This is a genomic window from Cupriavidus sp. SK-3, assembly GCF_000611145.1.
Classification (GTDB): Bacteria; Pseudomonadota; Gammaproteobacteria; order Burkholderiales; family Burkholderiaceae; genus Cupriavidus.
The window spans coordinates 129474-148986 of record NZ_JFJV02000185.1; the positions used below are offsets into that span (position 1 = coordinate 129474).

General features: G+C 65.1%; 19 protein-coding genes. 6 read left to right on the plus strand and 13 right to left on the minus strand.

Annotated features, from left to right (window positions below; translation table 11 throughout):
• Window positions 1-115: 115 nt before the first annotated feature.
• The 5 genes from queA to secF all read left to right on the plus strand — a co-directional run bounded on the left by queA (window position 116) and on the right by secF (window position 6027).
• The gene (queA, locus tag CF70_RS18160) at window positions 116-1162 is read left to right on the plus strand and encodes a tRNA preQ1(34) S-adenosylmethionine ribosyltransferase-isomerase QueA (protein WP_035867556.1); all 1047 of its coding nucleotides are present in this window, start codon (window positions 116-118) and stop codon (window positions 1160-1162) included.
• 47 nt (window positions 1163-1209) lie between these two features.
• Window positions 1210-2340 (plus strand): tRNA guanosine(34) transglycosylase Tgt, encoded by a 1131-nt coding sequence (gene tgt / locus CF70_RS18165; RefSeq protein WP_035867488.1) that lies wholly within the window; start codon window positions 1210-1212, stop codon window positions 2338-2340.
• A 188-nt stretch (window positions 2341-2528) separates the two neighbouring features.
• The gene (gene yajC / locus CF70_RS18170) at window positions 2529-2858 is read left to right on the plus strand and encodes a preprotein translocase subunit YajC (RefSeq protein WP_035867491.1); all 330 of its coding nucleotides are present in this window, start codon (window positions 2529-2531) and stop codon (window positions 2856-2858) included.
• Window positions 2859-3093: 235 nt separating this feature from the next.
• A complete protein-coding gene (gene secD / locus CF70_RS18175; protein WP_035867493.1) occupies window positions 3094-4965 on the plus strand; it encodes a protein translocase subunit SecD in 1872 nt (623 codons plus the stop codon).
• Between the two features lie 90 nt (window positions 4966-5055).
• Entirely contained in the window at window positions 5056-6027 is a 972-nt protein-coding gene (secF, locus tag CF70_RS18180) for a protein translocase subunit SecF (RefSeq protein WP_035867495.1), read from the plus strand.
• A gap of 108 nt (window positions 6028-6135) precedes the next feature.
• Here secF and CF70_RS18185 read toward each other — a convergent pair whose 3' ends face one another.
• The 8 genes from CF70_RS18185 to purB all read right to left on the minus strand — a co-directional run bounded on the left by CF70_RS18185 (window position 6136) and on the right by purB (window position 15048).
• On the minus strand, window positions 6136-7143 hold the full coding sequence (locus tag CF70_RS18185; protein WP_035867499.1) for a response regulator: 1008 nt from the start codon (window positions 7141-7143) through the stop codon (window positions 6136-6138).
• Window positions 7140-8273: a hybrid sensor histidine kinase/response regulator gene (locus tag CF70_RS18190; RefSeq protein WP_035867502.1), complete on the minus strand. Its 1134-nt coding sequence runs from the start codon at window positions 8271-8273 to the stop codon at window positions 7140-7142. Before CF70_RS18190 ends, CF70_RS18185 begins: the two co-directional genes overlap by 4 nt.
• Window positions 8274-8281: 8 nt before the next feature.
• Window positions 8282-9613, minus strand: a complete 1332-nt coding sequence (locus CF70_RS18195) for a sensor histidine kinase (RefSeq protein WP_035867504.1) — start codon at window positions 9611-9613, stop codon at window positions 8282-8284.
• A gap of 22 nt (window positions 9614-9635) precedes the next feature.
• A complete protein-coding gene (locus tag CF70_RS18200) occupies window positions 9636-11027 on the minus strand; it encodes a class I SAM-dependent methyltransferase (RefSeq protein ID WP_035867506.1) in 1392 nt (463 codons plus the stop codon).
• 433 nt (window positions 11028-11460) lie between these two features.
• Window positions 11461-12051 (minus strand): YceI family protein, encoded by a 591-nt coding sequence (locus CF70_RS18205; RefSeq protein WP_035867508.1) that lies wholly within the window; start codon window positions 12049-12051, stop codon window positions 11461-11463.
• 75 nt (window positions 12052-12126) lie between these two features.
• The gene (locus CF70_RS18210; RefSeq protein ID WP_035867510.1) at window positions 12127-12699 is read right to left on the minus strand and encodes a YceI family protein; all 573 of its coding nucleotides are present in this window, start codon (window positions 12697-12699) and stop codon (window positions 12127-12129) included.
• A gap of 88 nt (window positions 12700-12787) precedes the next feature.
• A complete protein-coding gene (locus tag CF70_RS18215; RefSeq protein ID WP_035867513.1) occupies window positions 12788-13378 on the minus strand; it encodes a cytochrome b in 591 nt (196 codons plus the stop codon).
• A gap of 293 nt (window positions 13379-13671) precedes the next feature.
• The gene (purB, locus tag CF70_RS18220; RefSeq protein ID WP_035867515.1) at window positions 13672-15048 is read right to left on the minus strand and encodes an adenylosuccinate lyase; all 1377 of its coding nucleotides are present in this window, start codon (window positions 15046-15048) and stop codon (window positions 13672-13674) included.
• Window positions 15049-15510: 462 nt separating this feature from the next.
• On the opposite strand from purB, the gene CF70_RS18225 reads away from it, so the two are divergent.
• Complete coding sequence (locus CF70_RS18225; RefSeq protein WP_035867518.1) at window positions 15511-16125, plus strand: glutathione S-transferase family protein; 615 nt, start codon at window positions 15511-15513, stop codon at window positions 16123-16125.
• A gap of 70 nt (window positions 16126-16195) precedes the next feature.
• Here the strand turns inward: CF70_RS18225 and mnmA are convergent, their stop codons facing one another.
• The 5 genes from mnmA to CF70_RS36085 all read right to left on the minus strand — a co-directional run.
• Window positions 16196-17290 (minus strand): tRNA 2-thiouridine(34) synthase MnmA, encoded by a 1095-nt coding sequence (gene mnmA, locus CF70_RS18230; RefSeq protein WP_035867521.1) that lies wholly within the window; start codon window positions 17288-17290, stop codon window positions 16196-16198.
• Complete coding sequence (locus CF70_RS18235; protein WP_200876766.1) at window positions 17287-17790, minus strand: NUDIX hydrolase; 504 nt, start codon at window positions 17788-17790, stop codon at window positions 17287-17289. The genes mnmA and CF70_RS18235 overlap by 4 nt, the downstream gene beginning before the upstream one ends.
• A gap of 88 nt (window positions 17791-17878) precedes the next feature.
• Window positions 17879-18853 (minus strand): 4-hydroxy-tetrahydrodipicolinate synthase, encoded by a 975-nt coding sequence (gene dapA / locus CF70_RS18240; RefSeq protein ID WP_051648631.1) that lies wholly within the window; start codon window positions 18851-18853, stop codon window positions 17879-17881.
• A complete protein-coding gene (locus CF70_RS18245) occupies window positions 18840-19250 on the minus strand; it encodes a hypothetical protein (protein ID WP_035867524.1) in 411 nt (136 codons plus the stop codon). The genes dapA and CF70_RS18245 overlap by 14 nt, the downstream gene beginning before the upstream one ends.
• 135 nt (window positions 19251-19385) lie before the next feature.
• The coding region (locus CF70_RS36085) for a TorF family putative porin (protein ID WP_304413173.1) at window positions 19386-19513 on the minus strand (128 nt) is incomplete at its 5' end.

Here is a 19513-nt window from a genome sequence, read left to right on the forward strand (position 1 = left end):
GATATCATGCGCGCCCGGGCGGCCGCGCCGCCCCAAGCCTTACAATATCGGATTCGCCGATTGTACCTATGCCGGCCGCGCCACTGCGCGGCCAGTGGTCGTTTTTGCCCCCATGATGCTGACGCTGTCCGACTTCGACTTTGAACTGCCGCCCGAACTGATCGCCCAGACCGCCTTGCCGGAGCGCGGCGCAAGCCGGCTGCTGGTGGTGGATACGGACGCGCGGGACGGCACCACCCGCCTGGCCGACCGCACCTTCGCCGACATCGTCGGCTACCTGCGCCCGAACGACCTGCTGGTATTCAACGACACGCGCGTCATCAAGGCACGCTTCTTCGGCCACAAGGGCAGCGGCGGCAAGGTCGAGGTGCTGGTCGAGCGGGTGCTGGACAGCCATACCGTGCTGGCCCAGGTGCGCGCCTCCAAGACGCCGCCCGAGGGCAGCGAACTGCGCCTGGCGGATGCCTTCGACGTCACCGTGGGCCCGCGCGTGGACCAGTTCTTCACGCTCACCTTCCCCGAGCCGGCGCTGGATCTGATCGAGCGCCACGGCCGCCTGCCGCTGCCGCCGTATATCACCCACGACCCGGACGCCTTCGACGAGACCCGTTACCAGACCGTCTATGCCCGCGCCCCCGGCGCGGTGGCGGCCCCCACCGCCGGCCTGCATTTCGACGAGGCGCTGTTCGCCCGGCTCGATGCGCTGGGCGTGCGCCGCGGCTTCCTGACTCTGCACGTGGGCGCCGGCACCTTCCAGCCGGTGCGTACCGAGAACCTTGCCGAACACAAGATGCACGCCGAGTGGTATGAGGTGTCCGAGGCACTCGCCCAGGCCGTGCGCGACACGCGCGCCGCCGGCGGCCGCGTGATCGCGGTCGGCACCACCTCGCTGCGCGCGCTGGAATCCGCCGGCGCTGCCGATGGCACGCTGGCCGCCGGGCGCGGGGACACCGATATCTTCATCACGCCGGGCTACCGGTTCCGCGTGGTGGATGCCCTCATCACCAATTTCCACCTGCCCAAGTCGACCTTGCTGATGCTGGTATCGGCGCTGGCCGGGGTGGAGCCCATCCGTGCCGCCTACCGCCATGCAGTGGCGCAGCGCTACCGTTTCTTCAGCTACGGCGACGCCATGCTGCTGACGCGCCAGCCCCAGCCCTGAGCGCGCCGCGCCAGCGCCGTACCGACCGCCCGAACCCGATTCCAGCCATGCTCAACTTCGAACTGCTCACCACCGACGGCAACGCCCGCCGCGGCCGCGTCACTCTCAACCACGGCGTGGTCGAGACCCCGATCTTCATGCCGGTCGGCACCTACGGCTCGGTCAAGGCGATGTCGCCGCTCGAACTGAACGAGATCAATTCGCAGATCATCCTGGGCAACACCTTCCACCTGTGGCTGCGCCCCGGCCTGGAAGTGGTGGAGGCCCACGGCGGCCTGCACCGCTTCATGGGCTGGGACAAGCCGATCCTGACCGATTCGGGCGGCTTCCAGGTGTTTTCGCTGGGCGCGCTGCGCAAGATCACCGAGGATGGCGTGACCTTCGCCTCGCCGGTCAACGGCGACAAGCTGTTCCTGTCGCCCGAGATCTCGATGCAGATCCAGCGCACGCTGAACTCCGACATCGTGATGCAGTTCGACGAGTGCACGCCATACGAGATCGAAGGCCGGCCCGCCACCCATGCGGAGGCGGCGACCTCCATGCGCATGAGCCTGCGCTGGGCCAAGCGTTCGATCGACGAATTCAATCGCCTGGCCAACCCCAACGCGCTGTTCGGCATCGTCCAGGGCGGCATGTTCGAAGACCTGCGCGACGAGTCGCTGGCCGGGTTGTCCGAACTGGACTTCCACGGCTACGCCATCGGCGGGCTGTCCGTCGGCGAGCCCAAGGAAGACATGATGCGCGTGCTGGAGCACGTGGCGCCGCGCCTGCCGGCCCACAAGCCCCACTACCTGATGGGCGTGGGCACGCCGGAAGATCTGGTGGCGGGCGTGGCCGCCGGTGTCGACATGTTCGACTGCGTGATGCCGACCCGCAATGCCCGCAACGGCTGGCTGTTCACCCGCTTCGGCGACGTCAAGATCAAGAACGCCGTCCACCGCAACGACACGCGGCCGCTGGACGAGAGCTGCGGCTGCTATACCTGCCGCAACTTCTCGCGCGCCTACCTGCACCACCTGCACCGGGTCGGCGAGATCCTCGGCGCGCGCCTGAATACCATCCACAACCTGCATTACTACCTGCAACTGATGGCCGAAATGCGCGAGGCCATCGAGCAGCACCGCTTCGAAGCCTTCCGCCTGCGGTTCGCCGCCGACCGCGCACGCGGGCCGCAGTAAGCCGCGCCGGCGTGAACTTTCCGCCGGGCGCCGGTCGAATAGCGGTGCCCGGCTGCCGCAAGCGGCGCCCAAGGCGCTCCGAACAAACCCGTAAACCACTGCAATTGCCCTTATCCGGCGTGCGGTGCGGTTGCAAGCGGGTGGTAGAATGATCGACTAACTGACTGACTTTGTGACGGAGAAGCAACGTGCTGATTTCTAACGCATTTGCCCAGACTGCCGGTGTCACCGGCGGCGCGGCGGGTGGCCTGATGAGTTTCCTGCCTATCATCCTGATGTTCGCGGTGCTGTGGTTCATCATGATCCGCCCGCAGATGAAGCGCCAGAAAGAAGCGAAGGCAATGATGGAAGCCCTGGCCAAGAATGACGAAGTGGTCACCGCCGGCGGCATCCTTGGCCGCGTCACCAAGGTCAACGAGCAATACGTGACCCTCGAAATCGCCGCGGGCACCGAGATCACGGTGCAGAAGAGCGCGGTCACCACGGTGCTGCCCAAGGGCTCGCTGAAGTCGCTCTGAGCACCGCGATGGCGGGTGGATCGTTGCCATATTCCGGCTTTTACCGCTCTCCCGCCCGTTAGCCTGCTTTTTCGCCCTTCCCGGCACGCCTTTAGCGCGCGTGCCCCCGCAGCCGCCTGATCCAGCCCGGGTTATCCGTGGATGCCAGGCGGCTGTTTGCCAACCGGTGCGGTGGTGCCGACCTCCCTGCTGACGGTAACGTCGGCCCCGCCAACCGAAGAACGACTGGCCAAAGATGAATCGTTATCCGCTTTGGAAATACCTCGTGATCCTGGTGGCGCTGGCCATCGGCATCACCTATACGCTGCCGAACTTCTTCGGCGAGGCGCCTGCCGTGCAGGTCTCCTCCGCCAAGGCCACGGTCAAGATCGACCTGGCCATGCAGAAGCAGATCGAGCAGATCCTGGCGCAGAACAACCTGCAGCCCGACGGCATGTTCTTCGACCTGAACGGCCAGTCCGGCTCGGTCAAGGCACGTTTCCGCACGCCCGACGAGCAGCTCAAGGCCAAGGACATCCTGACCCGCACGCTCAACCCGGACCCCAGTGACGCCACCTACGTGGTCGCGCTCAACCTGTTGTCGGGCTCGCCGCGCTGGCTCACCGCCATGCACGCGCTGCCGATGTACCTGGGGCTGGACCTGCGCGGTGGCGTGCACTTCCTGCTGCAGGTGGACATGAAGGGCGCGGTCGACAAGAAGCTCGACAGCCTCGCCGGCGACGCCCGCACGCTGCTGCGCGACAAGGGTATCCGCCATGGCGGCATCGACCGCGACGGCGAGCGCCTGACGGTGCGCTTCAATAACGCCGACGACGCCGCCAAGGCGCGTGCCATCCTGGCCGATAGCCTGCGCGAGCTGGCGTTCACCCCGGACGGCAGCAACATCACCGGCGTGTTCACCGAGGCTGCCCGCAAGGCGGTGCAGGATGCGGCGGTCAAGCAGAACATCACCACCCTGCACAACCGGGTCAACGAACTCGGCGTGGCCGAGCCGGTGATCCAGCAGCAAGGCGCCGACCGCATCGTGGTACAGCTGCCGGGCGTGCAGGACACCGCCAAGGCCAAGGACATCATCGGCCGCACCGCTACGCTGGAAGCCCGCCTGGCGGACCCCGAGGCGCCGCGCAACCCGCGTCCGGGCGACCCGATTCCCTTCGGCAGCGAGCTGTTCACGCAGGGCAACGGCGCCCCGGTGGTGCTCAAGAAGCAGGTCATCTTCACCGGCGACCGCATTGAAAGCGCCTCGGCCGGCTTCGACCAGAACCAGCGCCCCTCCGTCAACATCAAGCTCGACGCCCAGGGCGGCCGCGTGCTGCGCGACGTCTCGCGCGAGAACATCGGCAAGCCGATGGGCATCGTGCTGTTCGAGAAGGGCAAGGGCGAGGTCCTGACTGTCGCGACCATCCAGTCCGAACTCGGCTCCAGCTTCCAGATCACCGGCTCCTACTCCACCGAAGCCGCCAACGACCTGGCCCTGCTGCTGCGCGCCGGCTCGCTGGCCGCGCCGATGGAAATCATCGAGGAACGCACCATCGGCCCGTCGCTGGGCGCCGACAACATCAAGAAGGGCTTCGACTCCGTAGCCTACGGCTTCGGTGCCATCGCCGTCTTCATGATGCTGTACTACATGCTGTTCGGCGTGTTCTCGGTGGCCGCGCTGGCCGTCAACCTGCTGCTGCTGGTGGCGGTGCTGTCGATGCTGCAGGCCACGCTGACGCTGCCCGGCATTGCCGCTATCGCCCTGGTGCTCGGCATGGCCATCGACGCCAACGTGCTGATCAACGAACGTATCCGCGAGGAACTGCGCGCGGGCGCTTCGCCGCAGATGGCAATCGCCGTCGGCTTCGACCGCGCCTGGGCCACCATCCTGGACTCGAACGTGACCACGCTGATCGCCGGCCTGGCGCTGCTGGCCTTCGGCTCCGGCCCGGTGCGCGGCTTCGCCGTGGTGCACTGCCTGGGCATCATGACCTCGATGTTCTCGGCGGTGTTCTTCAATCGCGGCCTGGTCAACCTCTGGTACGGCCGCAAGAAGAAGCTGCAAAGCGTGGCGATCGGCCAGATCTGGAAGCCGGGCTCGGACAGCCAGGGCACCGTCGCCAAGTAAGCATCATGGCTGCCGCGCGCGCGGCAGCCAACCAGCATAGACCTGCAGTACAAAACAGCAGCACAGCTGCCGTATAAAACAGGATTCAACATGGAATTCTTCCGCATCCGGCGCGACATTCCGTTCATGAAGCACGCGTTGATCTTCAACGTGATTTCCTTCCTGACGTTTGCCGCCGCCGTGTTCTTCCTCGCGCACAAGGGCCTGCACCTGTCGATCGAGTTCACCGGCGGCACGGTGATGGAGGTCAACTACCAGCAGCCCGCCGATCTCGAGCATATCCGCGGCCAGGTCGGCAAGCTGGGCTACAGCGACGTGCAGGTGCAGAACTTCGGCACCTCGCGCGACGTCATGATCCGCCTGCCGCTGCAAAAAGGCCCGGACGGCAAGCCGGCCACCTCGGCCCAGCAGAGCGAGCAGGTGATGGGCGCGCTGCAGGCCGCCGCACCGGACGTCAAGCTTCAGCGTGTCGAGTTCGTCGGCCCGCAAGTCGGCAAGGAACTGGCCACCGACGGCCTGCTGGCGCTGCTGTGCGTGGTAGCCGGCATCGTGATCTACCTGTCGTTCCGATTCGAGTGGAAGTTCGCTGTCGCCGGCATCATCGCCAACCTGCACGACGTGGTGATCATCCTGGGCTTCTTCGCCTTCTTCCAGTGGGAATTCTCGCTGTCGGTGCTGGCGGCGATCCTGGCGGTGCTGGGCTACTCGGTCAACGAGTCGGTCGTGATCTTCGACCGGATCCGCGAGAACTTCCGCAAGTACCGCAAGATGACCACGCATGAGATCATCGACAACGCGATCACCAGCACCATCTCGCGGACCATCATCACCCACGGTTCTACCGAAATGATGGTGCTGTCGATGTTCTTCTTCGGCGGCCCCACCCTGCACTACTTCGCGCTGGCGCTGACCGTCGGCATCTTGTTCGGCATCTACTCCTCGGTGTTCGTTGCCGCGGCGCTGGCCATGTGGCTGGGCGTCAAGCGCGAGGACCTGGTCAAGGGCGAGAAGAAGCCGGGCGACGTCGACCGCGACGACCCGAACTTCGGCGCGCAGGCCTGACGGCCCCGCAACGGATTCTCCGGCAATGAAAAATGGGCACCTTCGGGTGCCCATTTTTCATTGCCGCGCCTGCCCGCTTCGATCCGGGCACCGCATATCGCCAGCGCGTCAGAACTGCTCGATCCACACCGCCAAGCGATCCGCGGAAAACTCGGGCGTGCGCTCGGCGGCGCGGTAGATAATCGAGCCGCCCTCGCGCACGGCCTTCAGCGCCCCGCCGGCTTCATCCAGCCACAACAGTCCGGCCAGCCAGGCCACATGGCGCGCGGAGACCTCCTTGTCCACCGGCTCGCCCAGGTATTCGCCAAGCGCGGCACCCTGGATCCACACCAGGGCATCGCCATCCCGGCGCACCGCATCCGCCCCGCCGGCCTCGGCCAGCGTCTCGGCCAGTACCGCCACGGCATCGCCCGCGCCACGGCCGGTGAATTGCGTACGCAGGCCCGCGAGCCTTGCCGCCACCGCATAGCCGAAGCTGCCGCTGCGCCGGCTTTCCGCCGCCACCAGGTCGGCGTAGTCCATCAGCAGCCAGTCCGGCTCGGGATTCTGTACGCCTGCCAGCGCGGCCGAAGCCAGGTAGGTTTCCACCGGCTGGAAACGCTCCGGGCCGATCAGGCTGGCCGACAGCGTGCGGATCAGCCCGATGCGCGCGGCGATGGTCTGCCTTTGCAGCACGCTTAGCTTCTCGCGCAGCAACTGGTCGCGCTCCTTGCGCAGGCCAGCCATCTCCAGCGCCTGCTTGAGCTCCATGCGCAGCGCGGTAATGTCCCACGGCTTCTTGATGTAGCGATGGATCTGGCCTTCGTTGACCGCGGCGACGGTGTGCTCGATCTCCGAGTAGGCCGTCGTCAGGATCCGCACGATATGCGGATAGCGCTCGCGCGCGTAGCGCAGCAGTTCGTTGCCGTACTCGCCTGGCATCCGCTGGTCGGAGACCAGGACCGCCAGGCTGTCGGCGTGCGCATCGAGCAGCGCCTTGCCTTCTTCCACCGAGCCGCCGGTCACGACCGGCGCCAGGGCTCCGATGGCACGCTGGAAATACTTGACGGCCGTCGCCTCGTCATCGACGAACAGAATCGCCGGTGATGGTGCCTGCGTGGCATTCGGTTCGTTCATCGATTACTCCTGTGCATTCGACTCTTGGTATTTGGAAAATCCAGCGTTACGGTGGTGCCCGCACCGGACGTCGACTCGATCCGGATGCCGCCACCGAAAGACTGCATGACACGGTTGCAGAAAATCATGCCCAGCCCGTTGCCACCCGTATTCGCATGGGTGGTGACCGGGTCCACCAGCAGGCGCCCCATCACTTCCGGCGGTATGCCCGGGCCGTTGTCGCAAATGCGGATCGCGGCCTCGGGCTCAGCCGTCACCACGAAGCGCAGCGACGGCGCAGCGACGCCATCGAGAGCGCGCAGCGAGTTGGACAGCAGCGACGACAAGACCAGCGCCACGCAATTGGGCAGCGTGCGCACGGCAAAGTCGTCTTGCATCTCGACCTTCACCCACTCGCGCTGCGGCCCCGCGAACGGGTAGGTATCGAGCAGCGCGGCGATCAGGGCGCCGGCAGTCACTTCCCGGCTGGCATTGGGCTGCGTGCTGGGCCGGCCCCCGCTGCTGCGCACCGACTGCAGGAAAGACGAAATCACGGCCAGGCAATACTGCGCGTTGTCGTGCATCGACGTTGCCGCCTGGCCGATCTCGCTCTGGCGCTGCGGATTGTATTCCGCCGCGATCCGGCTTTCGATGCCGCGGGCAAAATTTGCGATCGCCGCCAGCGGTGTATTCAGTTCATGGGCGAGAAAGGCGAGCGTCTCGTCAATGGCCATCAGGCGCTGGTGGCGCACCGACCGCTCGCGGTAACGTTCCGCCGCCAGCCGCAGCGTCTCGCGCACCTGCCCCAGTTCGAGGGGCTTCTCCAGGATGCGGAACACCTCGCCGGTGTTGACCGTCTGCAACAGCATGTCTTTGTCCGCATAGGCGGTCACCAGGATGCGGACGATCTGCGGATACTCGAGCGCCACCTGTCGCAGCAGGTCGCCGCCATTGCGGCCCGGCATGCGGAAATCCGTCACCAGCACGGCGACGCGCGCGCTCTCCCGGCGCAGGACCGCGATTGCCTCATCGGCACCGCTGGCGACCAGCACCTCGTACTCCGTGCCAACCGCGCGGGCGAAGTACTTGCATGCCATCTCCTCGTCATCGACGTAGAGGACGGTAAGCTTCGGTTGCCGGGCATCGCTCATGGCGCTCCTCAGTCGGCACGCGGCAGGTCGAAGCTGAACGAGGCCCACTGGCCCAGCTCGCTTTCAGCAAACAGCACGCCACCATGGCGCTCGATCACCGCGTAGCTGATCGACAGGCCCAGGCCCAGGCCCTGCCCGACTTCACGTGTCGTGAAGAACGGCTCGAACACGCGCGCCAGGTGCTCGGACGCGATGCCGGGGCCATTGTCCTTGACCGTGACATGCAACCGGCGCTCGACCCACTTCACCGTGGTGTGGATCGCCGGGCTCTGCGTGCCGGCCTTGCGCATGGCCAGCGCGGCATTGGAGAACAAATTGATCAGCACGCCGATCACTGCCGCTTCATCGCCCAGTACCAGCGTATCGGTGGGCAACTCGCGCGTGACAGCGACCCCGCGCAACTCATGCGCGGTCAGCCGGATTGACGAATCGAGCGCCTTTTCGAACAGGAACGGCGTGCCTTCGGCTTCGGCGCCTGGCTTGCGATAGGCAAAAGTCTTCAGGTCCGACACGATATGCTGGATACGTTGCATGCCCTGCTTGGCATCGACCAGGCACTCCTGCAGCATCGGTTCATTCTTGGCTACCGGCTCTTCCAGCGCAACCTCGATCGCCATCAGGCAAAAGTTGACCGGGTTGTTGACCTCGTGCAGCAGGCCCGCGGCCAGCGTACCGATGGCGGCCATCTTTTCCTGCTGCAGCATCTGGCCCTTGATGTCGACCAGCTTGCGGTTGATGACTTCGAGCTCGGCGTTCTTTTCCGCCACTTCGGCCTTCAGGCGGAAAAGCATGAAGCGCGCCCGCTCGTTGAAGAAGGTATAGACCGCGCTGGCCGCCGCGGCAAACAGCAGGAACAGCGAATTGACGATAAAGGTGCCGGCCGGCTCGATGCCGCCGGAATGCAGCAGGCAGGCAAGCAGGTAGAACAGGTAGGAAAGGACCCCGAACACCAGGTTCTGCCACAGGCCGAAAGGCAATGCGATGCCGGAGGCGAAGATGGCCAGGTTCAGCCCCACGTAGTAGGGCGACTCCACGCCGTCCGTATGCCAGATCATCCAGGAGATCATGATCTGCGGCAGCAGCAGCCATGACAAGGTCAGCCACGGCGCGAAGCGCCGCCCCGCGGTGCTGTACAACAGCATGACAATGCCGGCGATCAGCAGCGACACCAGCACGCGCGCCACCGCGAACGGCGCCTGCAGCTGCGGGTACTGGCCATAGTCCAGCCCCACGCCGAGCAGCACCAGCACGATGGCGGTATACGCGCCGCCGCGGCTGAAGGCCAGGCGGAAATCCGCCAGCTCGGTCTGGTAACCCGCGTAAAGTTGATTCGTGCTCATGGCTGGGCCGGCTACTGGTGTTTCAGAGGATGATCGCTTCCGCGAACACATTGACTCCGGTCTGGTCGACGTAGAGCTTATGGTCGCGGGATTGCTCGGGCAGCAGCATACTCATCCTGGCCTCGTCGCGATAGATCAGGTACCACTCCAGCAAATGTTCCATGCCGAACTTCTCGGGGTTGGCGGAGTGGACATTGGTCACCAGCAACTGGCCGCCAGGCCGTGTACGCGCGGCAAAATAGCTTAGCAGCCGGGAACACACCTTATCCGACAGGTAATCGAACAGCCCCGCGCAATACACCGCGTCGAACTCGCGCAGCGAGGCATCGTCCGGCGAAATCTTGCGCTTGAGCAGTTCGTGCACCGACTGGTGCACCATCTCCACCGATACCTTGTGCCCCGCCGAGGCCGCCGAATTTTCGATGGAGGACTTGGTGTAGGCCAGCGTTTCCTCGCTGAAATCGACCAGCTGGAACGAAAGCAGCTCGGGCTGCGCGTATTCACGCACGAAGCGCTGGATCTCGAAGGCCGGGCCGCAGCCGACATTGAGCACGCGGAACGGCCTGCCGGCCGCACGGGCGGCGTCTGCCTGGCGCGACAGGAAGTCCACCAGCAGGTCGATCCGGTTGCGGTGGGCGGTGGCTACCGCCGCCTTGAGGAACGCCGTGTTGACAATCTGGAAGTAAGTGGTCGGGCCCTGCTGCGGATCGCTCAGGATCTGGTTGACCATCTCGTAGTCGCCGGCGTAGCCCAGCGGCTTGGTGAAGGTGCGATAGACAAAGGGGGCGCGCAGCAGCAACGGATGCAGGGCCGACTGCGCATAGGTACGGTGCACGGGCGCGATCTCGGCGTCCACCTGCTCGGCCTCGCCTTCCAGCCGGTCCAGGTAGGACTTGGTCTTGAGCATGATCGGCGTGGCCAGCTCGTAGAATACGTCCTCCCGCAACCGTCCATCGGTCTTGGGCAGGTTTTCGGTCAGGTCGACCTGCTCGACCCAGCGCGACACTTCAGAGAGAAACGCGCGCATTTCATTGACCACGATCTGGTAATCGCGCCGGATATTGAAGCGCGCGTCCCAGTCGTTGATAAACAGTTCCGCTTCGCGCCCGACCGACTTCGGCTCGTTGGGCAGGTCGCTCAACTCGCGCCATTCGTCGATCAGCGTGAGCGATACCACCGCGGTGAGGCCGGTGTTCACCAGGCTCATCACCACCGCCTTGCCCAGGTAGGCGTTCTTGGTCCCCATGCGCACACTCAACTCGCTCAGCACCTCGCTGACCTGGACGATCGAGTATGGGTTGTAGATTTCCATCACCAGAGACTTTCTCTGGAGATTGATAATTGTGCCCCGCACCTGCTCGCCCTGCGAGTTGCGGAAACTGACCACCGGATCGATTTGCGTTTGGGAGTACACGGTATTGCGCCAGAGAAATCCGAGAAACGCTGCCGGCCGCCCAGTTCAACAGTGTGGCATTGACTGGCCGGGTACAGCTCGTAGGGCGATGGATCGCTACGCTAGACCAGTATCAGGGGGTACTGCTGGGATACATGTCGGTAATCGGTTGCGGGCATGGGCGTCCTTGACTAATGGCAGGCACGCGCGCGACTACACCCTGGTAACGGTGACTGAGACTGTGACTGAGTGAGACTGTAACTGAATACTAGCGAATCATTGTACTGTGGCCGCCAGGTGCGGACAACACAACCTGGGCGATGCCCGCGCAGGCTCGCCCAATGTGCCGGCAACAAAAAAAAAGGCCGGGATTGCGCCCCGGCCTTTTTCTTTGTTACCCAGATGCGCGAAGTCGGGACACCCCCCGGACCTCGCGACGTATCTGTCGTCCGTCTTAGTCGGCCTTCACGCCTTCGACCTGGATCGCCAGCTTGACCTCGGGCTTGAAGCCCATCTTCACGCCGTAGTCGATACCGAAATCGGCACGGCTGAAGGTACCCACGGCATCGGCGCCGCAGGCTTCACGCTTGAGCATCGGATGCTGGATGCACTTGAAATCACGGATCTCCAGCTTGACCGGCTTGGTCACGCCGTGCAGGGTCAGCAGACCATCGACTTCAGTCGGCACGTCGCCATTGAACTTGGTGAACTTGCCCTTGTAGGTGGCTTCCGGGAAGGCTTCGACATTGAACATGTCGGGGCCCTTCACGTGCTGGTTCAGCTTGCTGTTGCCGAAGTCGACCGAGGCGGGGTCGATCTTGATGTCCACCGTGCCGGTCTTGGCAACGCGATCCAGCGTCACCACGCCGCTCGACTTCTCGAACTTGCCGCGCCAGGTCGATAGGCCGCCAAGGTGGTCGGCTTCGAAGCTCGGGTACGTGTGGGTCGGATCGAGGTTGTAAGTCACCGTGTTGGCGGACGCGACGCCGACAGCGGCGCTGGCGGAAAGGGCCGCGACAGCGGCGAGGATGGTGCGCAGTTTCATGAGAACTCCCGGCAAAAAGTTGGGGATGAACAGCAAAGGTACAAAGGTGCGACAGGGAATACGGGCGCTGCGCGCTTACTTCCTGGCCGCGGTCACGATACGAAATTTGATCTGGACATCGTCGGCAACGACGGAAGTATCCTTCCACTCGCCATCGCCGATGTTATACACGGTGCGCTTGATCGGCAGCACACCTTCGAACACCTGGCCGCCGGCGTCCTGGCGATAGCTCGCCGGAATCACCACGTCCTGGGTCTTGCCCTTGATGGTGAGCTTGCCCGCCACCTCGTACTTGCCGGCCGCGCCGGCCTTGATGCTGGTCGACTGGAACACCGCCTTGGGGTACTTGGCCGCGTCGAACCAGTCGCGCCCCTTTACCTCCTTGGTGGTCTCTGCGTCGCCGATCTCGAAGCTGGACACGTCGATCTCGACCTTGGCCGAGGACGCTGCCAGCTTGGCGGGATCGAACGATACCGCGGCATCGAATTTCTTGAACTTGCCTTCCATCGGCACGCCGATCTGGCGGGCCGTCGCGGTGACCGAGCTCTTGGCTGCGTCGACCTGTGCCCAGGCGTAATTCGCCGCGATGCCGGCGGTGGCCAGCGTGGCCGCCATCAGGAGCGCGCTCGGGCGGGGAATGCGTTTCATGAAAAGAACTCCTGTCGCTAGGAGGGCCGTGCGGCCCTCGGTCAATGGTCAGTCAGAGCGGAGAAACGGGGCGGGGCCCCGCCTTGCCCTATTTGAGGAACGGCAGCATGCGCGCCAGTGTACCGTCGCGCTCGATGAACTGATGCTTGAGGGCGGCGGCCGCATGGACTACGACGATGACGGCCATCAGGTAGTTCAGCCAGATATGCGCCAGCTTCAGGATTTCCTTGAGCTCATCGTTTTTCTCGAGCAGCGCGGGCAGTTGCCAGATGCCAAGGTAGACCACGGGAACGCCTGAGGCTGAGCTGTACAGGTAGCCGGTAACCGGCACCACCACGATCAGCACATACAGCAGCACGTGGGCGGCGTGGGCCGCCTTGGCCTGCCAGGCCGGAGTGCCGGCTGCCGGAGCCGGAGCGCGGTGCGTGGCGCGCCAGAGCACGCGCAGCGCGGCAAAGGCGAATACCGTCACGCCGATCCACTTGTGCCATGAAAACAGCTTGAGCTTGAGCATCGACAGGCCCGGGATGCTGGTCATGTACAAGCCCAGCCCGAAGGCGGCAAAGATCAGCAAGGCGATGATCCAGTGCAGGCCGATCGCGGTCGCGCCATAAGCGGACGCCGATGACAGCCCTGGAGCGGTGCCGGTGTGAGCACCGGCTTTGGCTTGGGAATGCATGGAAGAAGACCCCTGCCCTATGCGGGCGTTTCATAAACTTTTACTGAACGGCAATCATGCGTGCCGTTGAATTCTCGCATTATTGTGCGCCCGGCGTGTTGCGGAACGGTCTGAAATTCATGGAATCATTCAAATGGTTTGAAGTGACATTTCGTCGCAACCAGGATGCGGCGCCTGCCCGCCTGTGCGCATGCCGGGCGCGTAACAAAAAAGCCACCCATGGGTGGCTTTTTTGTTACGTGCCTGCGGGCAAGGTGCGATCCGAAACGCTCGGACCGCCCACGCCGGGAAGATTACACCCGTTCGGCGAGGCTCACCGCGCGGCCGATATAGCTGGCCGGGGTCATTTCCAGCAGCAGCTTCTTGGCATCGTCGGGAATCGCCAGGCCGCCAATGAAGGTCTGCAGCGCCTCGCGCGAGATGCCCTTGCCGCGCGTCAACTCCTTGAGCTGCTCGTAGGGGTTGGGCACGCCGAAGCGGCGCATCACGGTCTGGACCGGCTCGGCCAGCACTTCCCAGCAGTTGTCGAGGTCTTCGTCCAGGCGCTCGGGGTTGGTTTCCAGCTTGCCCAGGCCGCGCAGGCAGGCCTCGTAGGCCAGCAGGCTGTAGCCAAAGGCCACGCCCATGTTGCGCAGCACCGTGGAATCGGTCAGATCGCGCTGCCAGCGCGACAGCGGCAGCTTTTCCGACAGGTGGCGAAGCACCGCATTGGCCAGGCCCAGGTTGCCTTCGGAGTTCTCGAAGTCGATCGGGTTGACCTTGTGCGGCATGGTCGATGAGCCGATTTCGCCAGCCTTGGTGCGCTGCTTGAAGTAGCCCAGCGAGATATAGCCCCAGATGTCGCGGTTCAGGTCCAGCAGGATGGTGTTGGCGCGGGCAATGGCGTCGAACAGCTCGGCCATGTAGTCGTGCGGCTCGATCTGGATGGTGTAGGGATTGAAGGTCAGGCCCAGGCGGGTCTCGATCACTTGCTTCGAGAAAGCTTCCCAGTCGAAGGCCGGATACGCCGACAGGTGCGCATTGTAGTTGCCCACCGCGCCGTTCATCTTGCCGAGCAGTTCCACGCGCTGGATGCGTTCGATGGCACGTGCCAGGCGCGCCGCCACATTGGCCATTTCCTTGCCCAGCGTGGTCGGGCTGGCCGGCTGCCCGTGAGTGCGCGACAGCATCGGCTGGCGGGCGTTGGCGTGGGCCAGTTCCACCAGGCGCGCATGCACGCGCTGCAGCGCCGGCAGGATCACGCCTTCGCGGGCGCCCTTGAGCATCATGCCGTGCGAGGTATTGTTGATATCTTCCGAGGTGCAGGCGAAATGGATGAATTCGCTGGCGGCTTCCAGCTCGGCGTTGCCCTTGACCTGCTCCTTGAGCCAGTACTCCACGGCCTTCACGTCATGGTTTGTGACCGCCTCGATCTCCTTGATGCGCGACGCATGGGCTTCGGTGAAATTGTCCACCAGGGCCAGCAGGGCCGCTTCGGATGCCGGCGAGAACTTGGGCATATCCGGCAGGCCGGCTTGCGACAGCGCGATCAGCCAGTGCACTTCGACCTTGACGCGGTTGCGCATGAAGGCAGCTTCCGAGAGCCACTCGCGCAGCGCATCGGCCTTGGAGGCGTAGCGGCCATCGATGGGGGACAGGGCGGTGAGCGGAGAAAGCGAGGAAGAAGACATGCTGGGAGACCGGAGGGATAGGGGAACTGGTTACGCAAGCGTGGCCGGGCGGGCAAATTGCGCGGGCACGTGGCCTGGCGCCACCCCTGGCGAGCCGAAGCGGTCAGCGACAAGACCGGAACGGATCAAAAGAGGTGAAAAAGCACCGAAACGATACCGAAGCGGCACGAAAAGAGACTAATCAGGCGCGCCAACCGACTGGCAGCGCGGCGGAAAGCGGGCATTTTACCATCGTGGCTGTCCTTCTGTGGACGCGTTCGCGGGCCCGGCCACCCCGCGCGTATCGGCATCACGACACTGCTGCGCCCACCCGGGGCACATCCGGGGCGGGGCACGGGTATACTCGCGCTCGCCGATCCGCTAGCCTGTTATGAAGTGCATCGGGCATGCCGGCCGGACGCTTCGGCGTGGCCGCGGTGCCTGGAGCGCCGATGCACTTCATAACAAGCTCGAGGGGAGTCCATGAAGCTGTATGCATCGCAAACCAGCCCTTACGCGCGCAAGGTGCGCGTGGTGATGGCGGAAAAGAAGATCGACTACCAGATGGTCGAGGTGGACGTGTGGTCGCCCGACACCACCATCGGCCAGTTCAATCCGCTGGGCAAGGTACCGTGCCTGGTCATGGAAGACGGCGGCGCGATTTTCGATTCGCGCGTGATCGTCGAGTATGTCGACACGCTGACGCCGGTCAGCCGGATGATTCCGCAAGCCGGGCGCGAGCGCGTCGAGGTACGCTGCTGGGAAGCGCTGGCCGACGGCCTGCTCGATGCCGCCCTGCTGGCGCGCCTGGAACACACCCAGCGCGAGCCGGAGCAGCGCAGCGAGCGCTGGGTCAAGCGCCAGCTCGGCAAGATCGACGCCGCGGTGGCCGCCATCGCCGACGGCATGGCCGACCGGCCCTGGTGCTCGGGCAACCATTACTCGCTGGCCGACGTGGCCGTGGGTTGCGCGTTGTCGTATCTCGACTTCCGCTTCCCGGACATCGCCTGGCGCGAGCGCCACCCGCGTCTCGCGGTGTACCAGGACAAGCTCGGCAAGCGCCAGTCGTTTATCGACACCGAGCCGCCGCGCGGCTGAGCCGTTCCGGGCTGCCCATGAAAAAACCGGCCAGACGGCCGGTTTTTTCATGCCCTGGCGGCGCCGCGCATCACTGGATGATGCCGCCGCCCAGGCAGATATCGCCGTCGTACAGCACGGCGGACTGGCCCGGCGTGACCGCCCACTGCGCCTGCGCGAAGGTCAGTTGCAGTGCATCACCGGTAGACGCCGTCACCGTGCACGGAGCGTCGCTCTGGCGATAGCGCGACTTGGCCGACAACGTGGTGCCGGCCGCCGGGCCCTCGCCCGCCACCCATGACAGGTCGGCCGCATCAAGCGTGGGCGTGAGCAGCCATGGGTGCTCGTGGCCCTGCACCACATACAGCGTATTGCTGGCCATGTCCTTGCGCGCCACGTACCAGGCATCGCCATTGCCGGTGCGGCTGCCACCCAGGCCGATGCCCTTGCGCTGCCCCAGCGTGTAGAAAGCCAGGCCGATATGCTGGCCGACTTCCTTGCCGTCGGGTGTCATCATCGGGCCCGGCCTGGTCGGCAGGTAGCGGTTGAGGAAGTCGCGGAAAGGCCGCTCGCCGATAAAGCAGATGCCGGTGGAGTCTTTCTTCTTCGCATTGGGCAGGCCGATCTCGGCGGCGATCTCGCGCACCCGCGTCTTGGGCATCTCGCCCAGCGGGAACAGCGTGCGCGACAACTGCGCCTGGTTCAGCCGGTGCAGGAAATAGCTCTGGTCCTTGGTGTGGTCGAAGGCCTTGAGCAGTTCGAACCGGCTCCCGCCCGTCCCTGCCGCCACTTCGCGCACGCGCGCGTAGTGGCCGGTGGCGATGGTGTCCGCGCCCAACGACATGGCATGGTCCAGGAAGGCCTTGAACTTGATCTCGGCATTGCAGAGCACGTCGGGGTTCGGCGTGCGGCCCGCCGAGTATTCGCGCAGGAAATCGGCGAAGACACGATCCTTGTACTCGGCGGCGAAATTGACGGCCTCCACGTCGACGCCGATCAGGTCGGCCACCGACACCACGTCCAGCCAGTCCTGCCGGGTCGAACAGTACTCGCCGTCGTCGTCGTCTTCCCAGTTCTTCATGAACAGGCCGATCACCTCGTAGCCCTGCTGCTTGAGCAGCCACGCCGTCACCGAGGAATCCACCCCGCCCGACATGCCCACCACCACGCGCTTGCCCGCGCTCATGGCCGCGCTCCGCCGGCCACCACCGAGGGATGGGTGTAAAGCGCGTCGAGCGCGAAGCGCTTGCCCGCCAGGTAATCATCGATGCAGGCCATCAGCAGCGGCGTGCGATGCCGATCGGGACAGGCACGGATCTCATCGGCGCTCATCCACACCGTGCGCACGATGCCCACGTCGAGCTGGCGCCCGGCATCGAGCGCGCCCAGTTCGCCGGTAAAGGCAAAGCGCACATACGTGATATCGCCACCCGGCCTCGCCGTGGTGCCGGCCGAATGCGCGCGGGCGGTATAGCAGCCCAGCAGCGCGCGCGGCTCAAAGGTGTGCGCGGTCTCTTCCAGCGTTTCGCGGATGACAGCGTGGATCAGGCTTTCGCCCGGATCGAGATGGCCAGCGGGCTGGTTCAGCCGCAGGCCATCGGGGGTTTCTTCTTCCACCAGCAGGAAGCGGCCGCCGCGCTCGATGACCGCGGCGACCGTGACGCTGGCATTCCAGTCGTGTGACATGATGCACAAATTTTAGGCAATCCGGCATTCTACCGGTTGCCGCCCTTTCGCGCATCTGCGCCACCCGGCCGCGGCGGCGGCTCCGTCACTAAGCCAATAGCAAAGTGCGCTCCGCGGCCTCCGCCGGTGGCAGCGAAGCGATCGCCCGGTCGAGCTGTTCGCACAACGCCCGGCTAGCTGGCGCCAGCGGCCGCCTGACTTCGGAGCCGATCAGGCCGCACAAGGCCAATGCCGCCTTGACCGGCACCGGATTGGGCTCGGAGAACAGCAGCGAGATCAGCGGCGCCAGCCGCGCGAACAGCGCACGCGCGGCTTCGTGGCGGCCTGCCGCCACCATCCGCAGCAGGCGCACGAACAAATCCGGGCGGATATGCGCGCAAGCGGGCACCACGCCGTCGCCGCCGGCCAGCAGGTGGTCAAGCATGGCCGCATCTTCGCCACAGAACACGGCGAGCAGGTCGTTGCCCGCCAGTTCACGCAGCCCGGTGGCATCGCACTCCTTGACCGCCACGATGCGTGGATGCAGCGCCAGCCGCCGCACCAGTGCCGGGGACAGCGAGCAACCCGTGCGCTTGGGCACGTTGTACAGCATCAGCGGCCGCCAAGTCGCGTCCGCCACGCGCTCGAAATGCCAGGCAATGCCTTCGTCGCCCGGCCGCAGGTAATACGGCGGCGGCACCAGGTAGCCAGCCAGGTCGAAGCGGTCGAGCTGGCGCACCTGCTCGCAGACGGCGCGGGTATCTACGCCGCCGGCACCGGCCAGCACGGGCACCGTGCCGTCCACCGCCTCCAGTACCGCGGCGGTAAACGTCAGCCGCTCCGCCGGAGAGAGCAGTCCGCCCTCCCCGGTCGTGCCCAGGATGACCAGCCCGTCCACGCCACTTGCCACATAGTGCGCGGCCAGGCGTTGCGCGCCGGGCAGGTCCAGTTCGCCGCCCCGCATCGGCGTGACCAGCGGCAGCCACAGCGCCGCGGGGGATTTTTCGCGCTGCGCCGGCGCAAGACCCGCCCGCGCGGCGGCGCTGTCTTCGCGCGAAGCCCCGCCGGTGTCAATGCGCGGCATGGTCTTGCCCCAGCATCGTCGTGACACCGAACTCGGCAGCCGGCAAAGCCATCATGATGGCGTGCATGGCGGCATCGCGGCCACCGCGCTCGACTTCCACATGCAGCGTGGTCTCGCCATGGCGATGGTCCACTTCGACCACGTAGATGCGCGCGAGCTGGCCGATCGCGCGGTGCAGCGACTGGCGCAGCGCGAAGACCTGGCCCGACGCCACCGCCAGCCGCAGCCGGATCCAGCTGTGCACGGTGTCCACGGCCATCCCCGGCGCGGTGGCCGGTGCAGCTTCGATGCCGGATGCGGGGAGGCGTCCGGTGCGGGAATCGTTGCGTGATTGGCCACGGGAAAGACGGCGGCGCGGCACGGAAGCGAAGGCCACGGCAAGGCTCGACTGTCGCATTTGAGCGGGACCCGCGTTGGGCGGGTCGTCTGTTGGAGATGGATCCATGCTAGGCAGGGCGGCCTCAAGTTGATGCAGTATTCGCCGCCGGCGCCATCAAAATGTCATCAAGATGGCAAGGCGGCGGCGTCCTGCTCAGAACGTCTTGGTGATCGAAGCCCAGGCGGTAGCCTTGCCGATGTAGCGGCCAGGCACGTTGGTATAGACCGACTTGTGGGCGTTGGTGTCGATATAGGCGATCGCCAGTGCGAAGCCCTTGCCCA